Genomic DNA, 11,596 nt, shown 5'->3' with positions numbered 1-11,596 from the left:
TACTTTGCTAAAAAAGTATTGCTTTAACATTATCAGGTAAACCAATAATCCTATGTATAAGTGTCTCAAATTTCCAACAAGTAAAATGAGCTAAAAGCCCACTCTACTGAACAAAAATACAGTGAAAACAGCTGAATTATTGGCTCAAATATTGCCGAACTTCCTTAATGTTCGCTATTTTTACGATAAATGATAAATAGTGCAATTTTAGGTTGATCTTTAGTGCAGTTTATATTTAAAATCGCCAACCTTTTTATTTGAGGCAAATAAATTCGTCACATTTATCCTCAAATTAATATCGATTACTAGCAAGAAATGCGGTGGGCTTATGGATTTTTACATCCTAAAAAAACAACAAGAACTAATTGCGATTCCAGCAAGTGAGAATAACTGTAAGCAGTATCTCGATTCGGGTTATTTTTATATCGATAAAGTAGCAGCGTGCAACGAAACTAATGCATTAAAGGCGCTACACGCAAAACAAACTAAAACGTTAAAAATTCCATTATTAATGGCACTTTTAGCATTACCGGTTGTTTTTTCAGCTTGGTACAGTTTAACCTAAGGTAATACACGGCTTAGGCTTGCATCTTTAACTGCCTTGGGTATATTGGCGCTCTTACGGTTTAATTAAGAGCGCGACATGAAAGTCCTCCACACCTCAGATTGGCACCTTGGCCAACAATTCTACGAACACGACCGCCGTGTTGAGCATCAAGCCTTTTTTACATGGTTATTAGCCACTCTTGTTGAACAACAAATAGACTTACTTTTAGTTGCTGGCGATATTTATCATACCGCGACTCCAAGCGCTAGCGCCGAAAATCAGCTTTACCAATTTATTAAAGACGCCAAAAAGGCATCCCCACAATTACACGTAGTAATTATTGCGGGTAACCACGACTCTGCAAATCGTATTTTGGCAGCTCAGCCATTACTAGCGCAATTTGATACGCACGTAGTAGGGCGCTTTGATGTCGCAACACCCGATGAAACTGTTATTACCATAAATACCAATGATAAACGCGCTGTAATCGTCACTATGCCATTTTTACGTGCAAGCGATGTAAGTTTACTTAGCCAAACCGAAAGCGGCCCTAGTTATGCTCAAGGCGTTGCAAAAGCTTATGAACTTGCATTAGAGCAAGCTACTAATATAAACGAGCAAAACTCACCATTAATAATTATGGGGCATTTACACGCAAAAGGCGGGGATATCTCAAGTGATTCTGAGCGTAACTTAGTAATAGGTGGTGAGGAGTCTATTTCAGCCAATGTATTTGGTAAACAAGCCAACTATGTTGCCCTTGGGCACTTACACAAAGCGCAACAAGTCGCTAAAAGCGATATTATTCGCTACAGCGGCACACCTATACCTATGTCGTTTTCAGAACGTAACTACACGCACCAAGTAAATGTTGTTGAGTTTATTATTGATGAAAAACAACATATTAGTACAACTGTAAACCCCCTTTACATTCCGCGCTCTGCCGATGTAATTGTTTTACCAAAAGGGGAGTGTGTGCCATTAAGCGAACTATGCGAGCAAATTAAAGCGCTCGACACTGCACAAAATACAATAGCGCCTTATTTACGTGTAAAGCTTAAATCAAGCGATACCGACACCACCTTCAGAGAACAAATAGAACAAGCACTTGAAGGCAAGCATATTAAATTTTGTGGTATTGAACGTGTACGTGAGCAATCGACTCAAAATGACGACAACACCGTATTTGAAGATTTAAGCGAAGTTGAAATGCTCAACCCGCTTAACTTATTAGAACAAGCATTTGCAAACGATAAAGATATGGCAGGGCAAAGCGTACCCGATGAGCTAAAAGCACTTTTAAGTGATGTGATAAACGAGCTCACGGAGCAAGAACAACTATGAAAATAACCGCAGTTCGTATTCATAATTTAGCCTCAATAGTTGACGCTGAAATAGACTTTACTAAAGCCCCATTAAAAGATGCAGGCTTATTTGCGATAACAGGCGATACAGGCGCTGGTAAAAGTACCTTTTTAGATGCGATTTGTTTAGCGCTTTATACTAAAACAGCGAGGCTACGCGGCGATAAAGGTAACTTAATTGAATTTAACGGCGACAGCATTAAGCTAAATGATGCGCGAAACTTACTACGCAGAGGTACGTGGGAAGGCTACGCCGAGGTCGACTTTTTAGGGCAAGATAAACAGCTTTATCGTGCGCGTTATACAATTGCACGGACCCATAAAAAAGTAACTGGCAAACTTAAAGTAGCAGAGCACACATTAGTAACCCTGCCAGACGAAACCCTTATAGCTGACAAAAGCCACACAATAAAAGAAGTTGAGAGCAAAATAGGGCTTAACTTTGAGCAGTTCTCCCGTGCCGTACTTTTAGCGCAACATGAGTTTGCTGCATTTTTAAAAGCCACTGGCGATGAGCGAGCGCAACTTTTGGAGTGCTTAACAGGCACCGATAAATTTAGCCGTATTGGCGTGCGTATTTTTGAGCGCCATAAAGAGCAAGTGGCAAAGCTTGAAGCGCTTAAAGCAGGCCTTGAAAGCTATACCTTATTAACACCAGAAGAACTCGAGTTACAACAAACCAAGTTAACCGATTTAAAAGCGCAAACCGAACACACTAAAAAAGAGCTGACCAAAACCGAAAAAGCACTTAACTGGTATCAGCAAGCTACAGTGCTTGAGCAAAATTTACTGCAGGCACAGCAAACCCAGCAACAAGCAAGCTCAGCGCTTGAAAGTATCGTTGTTCAAAGCGAGCAAGCAAAACAAGCTAAACAAACGCTTGAAATAAAAGATAACCGCAGCCGTTTTACTCAATTAACCGATCAAAATACGGCGTTAGATCAGCAAATAGCATCGCTTAAAAGTGTTGATCATTTAGCGGTAATTAACGAGCGTAACACCGCGCTTGCTAAGCATACTGAGCTACTTAATAACGCCAATGAGCAAAAACAAAATGCAGCGCCCGTTATAGCAAAAGCGAGAGAGCTCGACAGCAGCATTGCTTTGCAAACTCAAGCTGTAAAAGGCGCAGAGTCGCAAATAACCAAAGAGCAAACTCAACTTGATGAGCTCAATCAGCAGCTTAAACAAAGCAATAACGAGCTTGAACTCGCTAATACCGACTCAACTAAAAGCCTGCAATGGCTTAATGAGCATGCACAGCTGCATGCTTTAGCAAAAGACTGGAGCTACTATCAGCAAAGCTTTAATACCTACTTAAATGCACAGCAGCAATTGACCGCAAACCTTACGCAAAGCCAAACTCTTAATAGCGAGCTTGCAAGTCAGAGCGAGCGTTTAAATACACAAAATAACAAAGTGCAGCAGTGCGAGGTGGCACTTAGTGGTGAGCAATCAACTTTACAGGCATTAAATACTCAGCTTAATGAGTTTAATGCAGAGCACTGCGACGCGCAGCTAAAAAGTATTGATTACTTGAAAGAGCAGCGAGAGCGCTATAAGCAATTTAACGCAGAGCTAAAACAAAGCACTCAACGCCAGCAAGTCCTTAATCAGCAGTTAAATGAAAGCCAGCAAGCCCATGCTTTACTTAATCAGCATTTAATAACTAGCGAGCAAGCGCTTAAAAGCAGCGAGTACGCACTTAACCAAGCGCGCTTAAGAGCTAGCGAAAACGTAGAGCATTTACGCACTGAGCTTCGCCCTAATGAGCCTTGTTTAGTGTGCGGCGCCACTGAGCACCCGTATGCGGTAAACCAAAATCAGCAATTAAATAACTTAATTACCGATTTTGAAAACGCTTTTAATGCCGCTAAAAAGCAATTTGACCATGCACAAAGTGAGCTGCATAAGCATCAAACTCAACATGCTGTATTAACTGCTGAACACGGACAACTTGAGCAAGTAATTCAAACGGCAAAAACCAAACAGCTCGACATTAGAAATACCATGCTAGGCGCACGTAGTGAGCTTAACGACTTAACGCCTGATCAGCTTGAAGTAACTTATAAGCAACTAACGCAGCAAAAAGCGCAATACTTTGAGCAACAAAAACGTCAACGTACACTGCAAACTAAAGTAAATGAGCTACAAGCAGCACTTAAAGCAGAGCAGCAAGTACAGCAGCAACTGAGTAATAAACACCTTGAGCTTACACACCAGCAAAACCAGTTAACGAGTAAGCATAGCGAACTAAGCGCGCAAATTAACGAGCTGGGTACAACGCTTAATAGCCAATTTGAAAACAGTGATTTTTGGCAGCAACTACAAGCCAATACGCTTGAACTTACCGAGCTGAGCGAGCAGGTTTCGCAGTATCAGCAAACTCAAACGCAACTTGAGCAAAGCCAAAAACGTCAAGACACAGCTAATGAGCAAATAAAGCAGCTCACACCGCTTGTTAGTAAAAGCGAGCAATCGTTAAAAGCACTTAATGAAGAGCTTGTTAAAGCTAAAAATTTACTAAGCACTGTGCAAAGTGAGCGCTTAGCTTTATTTAATAACGAGCAAATAAGCGCAGACGACTACCAAGCAAAACTTACAAGTGCGCAAGAGCAAATGCAATCGCAGGTTCAAGCGAGTCATAAAGCCTATGACGACGCTATAAAACAACGAGATGAGCACGCTATAACGCTTAAAAATGTGGAGCAACGCTTACTTGAAAACAGCCAAGAACTAGCAACACTTGAGGCACGTTATAACCAGTGGTTTACTGACTTTAAAGCGCAATACAGCGATGTAACGCACGAACAGGTCAAAATTTTACTAACGCTAAGTAGCGATACTATTAAAGCACATTTAAATCAGCACGAGCAGTTAACTCAAGCGTTAACAGATGCAAATGCCGCATTAAAACAGCAGCAACTTACGCTTGAAAAACACAACAGTAGCGATAAGCCAACACAAAGTGCAGAGGCTTTAAGTACGCAATTAAGCAGCTTAAATGAGCAACAAACGCAGCTGCAAAATTCATTACTAGCAACTAATACCGCTATTGAGCAACACAACCAAAACGCAAAGGCGCTTGAAGGCAAACAAGCTGAGTTAACTACGCTTAAAACACAGGTAGAGCAGTGGCACTTGCTTAATAAAGTATTGGGCGATGCAACGGGTAAAACCATGCGTAACTTAGCACAAACACAAACGTTAAAAATATTACTGCACTATGCCAACAGCCATTTAAAAACACTCAACAAACGCTACGAATTAACCGCAATAGCGCAAACGCTCGACATTGCAATTATCGACCGCGACATGGCCGACGAGCAACGCTCTGTTAATACGCTCTCGGGCGGTGAGTCATTTTTAGTATCGCTAGCGCTTGCACTTGGTTTAGCATCGCTTTCGTCTAACAAAGTACAAATCAATTCTTTGTTTATTGACGAAGGGTTTGGTACGTTAGACAGCGAAACCCTAAGCATTGCAATGGACGCTTTGGATTCTTTGCAAGCACAAGGCAGAAAAGTAGGCGTTATATCGCACGTAACACAAATGAGCGAGCGTGTAGCCACTCAAGTGCATGTAGCCAAAAAGCCAGGTGGATATTCCACAGTTGAAGTTTTATAAGCAACATTACTGAAAACAAGGAGATACAATGCCAACGTTTACAGGCGAGCAAGCAACACAATACGATAGCCGCATAACCCGTTTAGTGCCTGGTTATGAATTATTACATCAGCTCACTAATGCGCAACTACAAGCAACGCTAAGCGACAATGCGCATATTTTGGTAGTAGGGGCAGGCACAGGCAAAGAAGTACTTGCACTAGCTGCACTAAACCCTACATGGCAATTTACTGCGCAAGATACATCAGCCGATATGCTTGCTATCGCACAGCAGCAATTTGATGAACAAGGCATAACAAGCCGCGTAGATATACATAATGGCCCCGTTGATAAGTTATCGGTTAAAGCCGATGCCGTTTTATGTTTATTAGTAATGCATTTTTTAGAAGATAACGGCGATAAAAAAGAGTTATTAAAAGCAATTAAAGGAAGCCTTAAAAAAGACGCCAACCTTTATATTGCAGATTTAATGCGCCCCGAAACTTCATTTGAGCGCGAAGCTCAGCTTACAACGTGCGCGCAATTGGGTTTAACCGAAACAGGTAAAACACAAACAGGGCACGACTTAGAAAATGAGTTTTACCCGCTTGATAGAATGCGCTTTAGCGAATTGCTAAATGAGTGCAAATTTGGCATTCCGAAGCTGTATTTTAAAGCCCTAGGTTTTAGCGGATATGTAATAAAATAGTTTTAAATTTAAGTAATATAGCCACATAAACACCGAGTAAGCTTACTCGGTGTTTTATTTTATACATACATTTACAACTTCTCACAGCTGCATACAAAGCACATACATATTTTTTATGTTTTAAGATTTACTATTTCTATATCAACATAAGCAAATAGAGAATCAACATGAAAAAATCGTTAATTGCTGTTTTACTCCTCTCGGGTTGCGCATCACAAGGTGTTGACCGTAACGATCAAAATCAAATAATTAAACGCTATTACGCCTCGGTAGAATCTATGCAACGTGTCACACTCTCATCAGAAGTGGGTACAGGCATAGCCGCAGGAGCTGGTTTTGGGTTTGTAGATAGCTTAGATGGCAATACAGAAGAAATGATAGGTGGGGCAATAATCGGCGGGTTAGTTGGAGGGTTATTTACCGCATTGTTTGAAGGCGGCAACGATGCATATCAGTATAATCTATACGCTGCCAGCGAAGGTGAATTTACCGTAATTCAAAAACAAAAACTCGATCAAAACACTCAATGCGTAGTAGTAAATGCCAGTAAAAAAATTAAGCTTGAGCCAGTAGATAAACAATACTGCGAAAATAGTCCAAATGTGTACAAAAAAGCTGATGTTGCTCTATAGCAATATCAGCTTTTGTATTGTTGTAGGTCGGTTAAGCGAAGCGCCACCCGACGATCTAATATCCACATCACTCAAATCGTTGTTGTGCCAGCAATCCTAACCAATCTCACAAAGCGCTTTCATCGCGGCTTGTGCTTTGTCTGTTTGTACAAAAATATGGTCGTGATAAAACGCAGCTACCACATTAGCGCTAATGCCATGCTCAGTTAGCTTTGCAGATACCGCAGCTGTTAGCCCAACGGCCTCTAAGCTTGAATGTACGTTAAGGGTAATTAAATTATATTTACCCTCGTAAGTAATACCTGCTTTGTCAGCAGTTTCAGCTTTTAAAATAAGGGTTAGCCCTTCTTCTTCAACATAAGTAGCAAGTGGCTCTAAATGAGCATAATCGGCAAGTGAGCCTGCTAAGCAACAAAAAATATACTCGCCTTGCTTAAGCGCTGGCTGCATTGATTTTAATAATTCGTTTAACTCTAAAATTCCGGCCATGGTCGTTCCTTACAATGTGTTATTTTTTTAGCTGCGCGACTAGCTCGCTTAACCTCGCAATTTTTATATTACTTAATTGCCTGTAATCAAAATATGGGCACACAATAATGTTGTTAGTTGTGTCTATTGCAAACTCGTCGTCAAGCCAATCAAATTGTGCATGCAACTTACCTTGTTGTAATAAGCTTTTAGCGTGCGTACGCCCAGCAATTATATGTAGCTGGTTTTTATTGCTAGTAGCTTTATCTGGGCAAGTAATAGTAGTGTCAGGCGCGCTAAATAGCAGGGCGGTTTTACTGTTTTTTTGCAGTAAAAATTCATCGCGATATTGTTGCCAAGTAGGGGCTTGTTTGGCAAATGAATAATGCTCACTTGGCAGGGCAAATAGCACTTTTGCATACACGTTAAACACTTTGCGCCAACCATTACCACAGTGCTGGTTTATGGTATTTATTTGCTCATTTATAACCGGTTCTAGGCATTCAAGTGTTTCAAAAAACGGCATGGGCGGCGCTTTTGCTACGTATACCGCAACGCTAAATTGCGTATCACCTAAGCCAACTAATTGGGTGTTCAAGTTAGTTAGCCTTGTTTTGCGCTAAAATACGGTCGAGGTTATTTGCAAAGTTTTGGCGATCGGTTTGGCTAAGTGGCGGCGGCCCACCACTCATTTCTACGCCGCTTGAGCGCATGGTATCCATAAAGTCGCGCACGTTAAGTATTGAGCGGATATTCTCGGTGGTATAAAGCTCGCCACGTGGGTTGAGTGCTTGCCCGCCGTTATCAATTACTTCACTTGCTAGCGGAATATCGCCCGTAATAACTAAATCGCCTTTTTCAACACGTTTTACTATTTCGTCGTCGGCTACATCAAACCCCGACGATACTTGAACGCGGCTTATGTATTTTGACGGCGGAATACGCATTGCGTGATTAGCCACTAAAATAGTCTCGATTTTCATACGCTCTGCAGCTCTAAAAAGTATTTCTTTTATAACAACAGGACACGCGTCTGCATCTACCCAAATTTTCATGCTATGGTCATTTTTATTGCTTTAGAATTAATACGATCCTATAGCAAATTTTTTTAATCGGCTAGCAAACTTTATATCCATCTATATTTAGATAATACGTACGATTTATGTAATTAAAAAAGGAGCTTACATGAAGGCTATTAAATACGGTTTACTTATTACAGGGTTATTTTTTCTTAGTGCCTGCACCAGCCCTCCTGAGGGAATAACACCCGTTAAAAACTTTGATATACAAAAATATAAAGGCAAATGGTTTGAAATAGCGCGTCTTAATCACTCATTCGAAGAAGGGATGGAGCAAGTTACCGCGACTTATTCAATTAACGACGACGGCACAGTAAAGGTCCTTAACAAAGGGTATTTAACGGATGATAAAAAATGGGATGACGCCGAAGGCTTAGCCAAGTTTGTTGAGGGCACCGACACAGGGCATTTTAAAGTCTCGTTTTTTGGTCCATTTTATGGCGCTTACGTGATTTTTGAACTTGACCAACCCGATTATCAATATGCATTTATAACCAGTTACAACAAAGATTACTTGTGGTTTTTGTCGCGTACACCAACGGTTAACAAAGAGCTTAAAGAACATTTTTTAACTAAAGCTAAAGAGTTGGGCTTTGCTACCGATGAAATAATTTGGGTAAACCAAGAGACTATGTAAAGGGGGTTTACAGTTAGTTATATACGTTTTTAAAGTAGTAATAAAAGAGTCACCTAACCGTAAAGTAACTTAAATATATTATGGTTATATTGTGTGTACTTGCCGTGAGACAGCAAGTATTGGAAACACTGAATATCCCCTATTGTTGGCAAGCTATATAGCTTGCCATTTTTTTTGCCTAATCTATGGGAAAGTAACGGATCACGTTTTTACTAACTAAGGCTAGTTTAATGCTAAAAACAACCCACTTAGTACAACTAACACGCTATTTAAAACACCAAACCACTTCACGTAGCCTACTAAAAAATTATAAAAAACCATTATAATTAAGACACTTAGGCTCATAAATCCGCAAAATAGTAATGCACCATATCCATCTTGAGTAACTATACAAAGCACCAAGCTTAGTAAAATACTGATCCAAGCAGCTAATAGCAGCTTTTTACGTTGGGATTCTGTAGGGCGTTTTTTAAATACATCTTTAAAATGATTATACTTAGCCAGCGCAAAACAGTTAAAACTGAGCAGGCATAGGCTAAACCCAAGTAAATCAATCATGGTTTTTGCCTTTTAAGGTTATTAGATTGACTAGGGCTGATTATTTTTGAGTTGTTTTTAGCAGTACGTAATTTTTCGGTTTGTATAAAAAACAATATACTAAATAACAAAAACAGTGCATCAAAAGTAAATAAAGCCCACTGTTCGTGCATCAAATAGCTAACTAGATTACCGTTAGTTGTAAGTGCATTAATAACCGGTACGCTTAAACATGTAACAGCATTTATAGCTGCCATAACTCGCCATTGCAGTGTGTCGCGCTTTATAAGTGCTAAAAGAGCAACCGCTAGCCATGTTAAAAAGAACGCGAGTATTTCTTTATCGGCGCGCTCTGCGGTAGTCGGGCTAAGTAGTCTGTTAGCAATAAAAAATGCACACGTTGCCAGTGGAAGTCCCATAATAGTGGCTAGGTTTAACCCCTCAACTAGTTTTAAACCAAACGAAGGTTTAACGTTATTTTTAGTTCGCTCGCGAATTCGCTTAGCCCACATAATACAGCCAGAGCCAATCATTACACAGCCTGCAATACCGCCTAATACGTATAACCAACGCAGTAACCACGTAGCTAAACGCCCTGTATGCATTGAATTAAGTGATTCGTAAAGCGCTTTGCTGCTAGTTAGCTCGTCATCAGTTTTAGCGACCATTTGCCCTGTAGCACCACTAAATATTAAGCGTGGTGCTTGGTCACGTAGTGTTTTACCTGCGCTTACCAATACGGTAATTGTTGAAGCTGCCATATTTGGTTGGTTAACTTGTACGCGAGTAATATCTGCATGAGGCCACTTAGTATAAACCTGATCTAAAATGCGTTGTATTGGCACCATTGGCAATTCGCCTTGGGCTTTATCGGTCATGGTATTGCGAGGTGTTACATCGTTAAAAAAGCCACGCATGCCGTCATCATAAGACGTTTGCGCAGGGTAGGGAAACAACATAAATATAAGTGTAATTATACCCGTGTAAGTAATCATTAAATGAAAAGGAAGGGCAAGCACAGAGCTTAAGTTATGGGCATCTAACCATGTACGGCTACCTTTGTTACGCCTAAAGCTAAACATATCTTTAAAAATACGCTTATGAATAACCACCCCCGATATAATGGCAATCAGCATAAAAAAGCTAGCAAAGCACACAATCCAGCGTGCGGTTATTGCATCCATGTAATGTAAATCATAGTGCAGCCGATAAAAAAAGTTACCGCCTTTAGTATCTATAAAGGGCTCAAGCTCTTGCATGGTATTAGGGTTTAGCTGTGTGTTTTCAAACCGGCTGCGGCGCTGGCCTGGCTCTTTTGGTTTTGCATAACCATAAATTAAATAAGGAATGCGTGGCTCGGGTAATGTAATACGCCAGCTTGATGAGTGAGCTCCATGGTTAGCTAAGTAATCAAATCCGGTAATTATTTGTTGTTTTTGCGCTTCTATACGCTGTGTTTGGGCTTGCACATTATGTATGGCTGGTTGATTCCACAACGTTATTTCGTCTCTAAAAAAGCTAAGAGTCCCTGCAAAAAATATTAAATATAATAACCAACAAACGAGTAACCCTACCCAAGTGTGCAACCAAGTCATCGATCTGAAAAAGCTGTCTTTCATACCCAACCCTTCAGTAATGCAAGCAATCCAATGAACGCTCCCGTACTTAGTAAAATACTGATCCACACTGTTTTTAATGATTTAACACTAAAGGCATAAATAAATACAACGGCATAAATTAAAATGCTGATTGAAACACTAAACAGCACAGCGTCTTGTTTAGCTATTGGCAACACAAAGCTTAATAACGCAGTGCTTGCAGAGGTAAAAGCATAGCCACCAATTATGGCAATAAAAAAACGTAAAAATACCAAAACTCGATAACTGCTTACACTTTTTACTATAAGCGCAATCACGTTAACCTTATCGAATGGCGCACTGTGCAAAGGTGCCTGCATAGTTAATTAATCCCTTTATTTAAAGCTGAGGATAAAACAAAGGCGCTATTATATATGTTA

General features: G+C 40.3%; 12 protein-coding genes. 6 read left to right on the top strand and 6 right to left on the bottom strand.

Annotated elements, in window-relative coordinates:
• The first annotated feature begins 328 nt into the window (after positions 1 to 328).
• From H5089_RS08300 to H5089_RS08280, 5 genes are all read left to right on the top strand, one after another.
• Entirely contained in the window at positions 329 to 565 is a 237-nt protein-coding gene (locus H5089_RS08300) for a hypothetical protein (protein WP_002959190.1), read from the top strand.
• A 78-nt stretch (positions 566 to 643) separates the two neighbouring features.
• On the top strand, positions 644 to 1,891 hold the full coding sequence (locus H5089_RS08295; RefSeq protein WP_182711967.1) for an exonuclease SbcCD subunit D C-terminal domain-containing protein: 1,248 nt from the start codon (positions 644 to 646) through the stop codon (positions 1,889 to 1,891).
• Positions 1,888 to 5,538 (top strand): AAA family ATPase, encoded by a 3,651-nt coding sequence (locus tag H5089_RS08290; protein WP_182711966.1) that lies wholly within the window; start codon positions 1,888 to 1,890, stop codon positions 5,536 to 5,538. The genes H5089_RS08295 and H5089_RS08290 overlap by 4 nt, the downstream gene beginning before the upstream one ends.
• 28 nt (positions 5,539 to 5,566) lie before the next feature.
• Complete coding sequence (locus tag H5089_RS08285) at positions 5,567 to 6,226, top strand: class I SAM-dependent methyltransferase (RefSeq protein WP_182711965.1); 660 nt, start codon at positions 5,567 to 5,569, stop codon at positions 6,224 to 6,226.
• A 167-nt stretch (positions 6,227 to 6,393) separates the two neighbouring features.
• Positions 6,394 to 6,858, top strand: a complete 465-nt coding sequence (locus H5089_RS08280) for a hypothetical protein (protein WP_182711964.1) — start codon at positions 6,394 to 6,396, stop codon at positions 6,856 to 6,858.
• A gap of 96 nt (positions 6,859 to 6,954) precedes the next feature.
• On the opposite strand, the gene H5089_RS08275 is transcribed toward H5089_RS08280, so the two are convergent.
• Genes H5089_RS08275 through H5089_RS08265 form a run of 3 tightly spaced genes read right to left on the bottom strand, consistent with a single transcriptional unit; the run spans position 6,955 to position 8,381 of the window.
• Positions 6,955 to 7,347, bottom strand: coding sequence for an ACT domain-containing protein (locus tag H5089_RS08275; protein WP_182692389.1), 393 nt, complete (start codon positions 7,345 to 7,347; stop codon positions 6,955 to 6,957).
• Between the two features lie 19 nt (positions 7,348 to 7,366).
• Positions 7,367 to 7,924, bottom strand: a complete 558-nt coding sequence (locus H5089_RS08270; protein ID WP_182711963.1) for a DUF6942 family protein — start codon at positions 7,922 to 7,924, stop codon at positions 7,367 to 7,369.
• A gap of 1 nt (position 7,925) precedes the next feature.
• Entirely contained in the window at positions 7,926 to 8,381 is a 456-nt protein-coding gene (locus tag H5089_RS08265) for a YaiI/YqxD family protein (protein ID WP_002959175.1), read from the bottom strand.
• 130 nt (positions 8,382 to 8,511) lie between these two features.
• Between H5089_RS08265 and H5089_RS08260 the strand changes: the two genes are divergently transcribed.
• The gene (locus H5089_RS08260) at positions 8,512 to 9,042 is read left to right on the top strand and encodes a lipocalin family protein (protein ID WP_182711962.1); all 531 of its coding nucleotides are present in this window, start codon (positions 8,512 to 8,514) and stop codon (positions 9,040 to 9,042) included.
• Positions 9,043 to 9,264: 222 nt separating this feature from the next.
• Here the strand turns inward: H5089_RS08260 and H5089_RS08255 are convergent, their stop codons facing one another.
• The 3 genes from H5089_RS08255 to H5089_RS08245 are packed head-to-tail and all read right to left on the bottom strand — an operon-like array spanning position 9,265 to position 11,536.
• Entirely contained in the window at positions 9,265 to 9,600 is a 336-nt protein-coding gene (locus H5089_RS08255) for a DUF3325 domain-containing protein (protein WP_182711961.1), read from the bottom strand.
• Positions 9,597 to 11,198, bottom strand: a complete 1,602-nt coding sequence (locus H5089_RS08250; RefSeq protein WP_182711960.1) for a PepSY domain-containing protein — start codon at positions 11,196 to 11,198, stop codon at positions 9,597 to 9,599. Before H5089_RS08250 ends, H5089_RS08255 begins: the two co-directional genes overlap by 4 nt.
• Positions 11,195 to 11,536, bottom strand: a complete 342-nt coding sequence (locus H5089_RS08245; RefSeq protein WP_002959167.1) for a hypothetical protein — start codon at positions 11,534 to 11,536, stop codon at positions 11,195 to 11,197. The genes H5089_RS08250 and H5089_RS08245 overlap by 4 nt, the downstream gene beginning before the upstream one ends.
• Positions 11,537 to 11,596: the final 60 nt, after the last annotated feature.

The organism is Pseudoalteromonas sp. SR45-1 (genome assembly GCF_014163655.1).
Classification (GTDB): domain Bacteria; phylum Pseudomonadota; class Gammaproteobacteria; order Enterobacterales; family Alteromonadaceae; genus Pseudoalteromonas; species Pseudoalteromonas distincta.
This window is presented reverse-complemented; position numbering and strand designations above follow the sequence as displayed.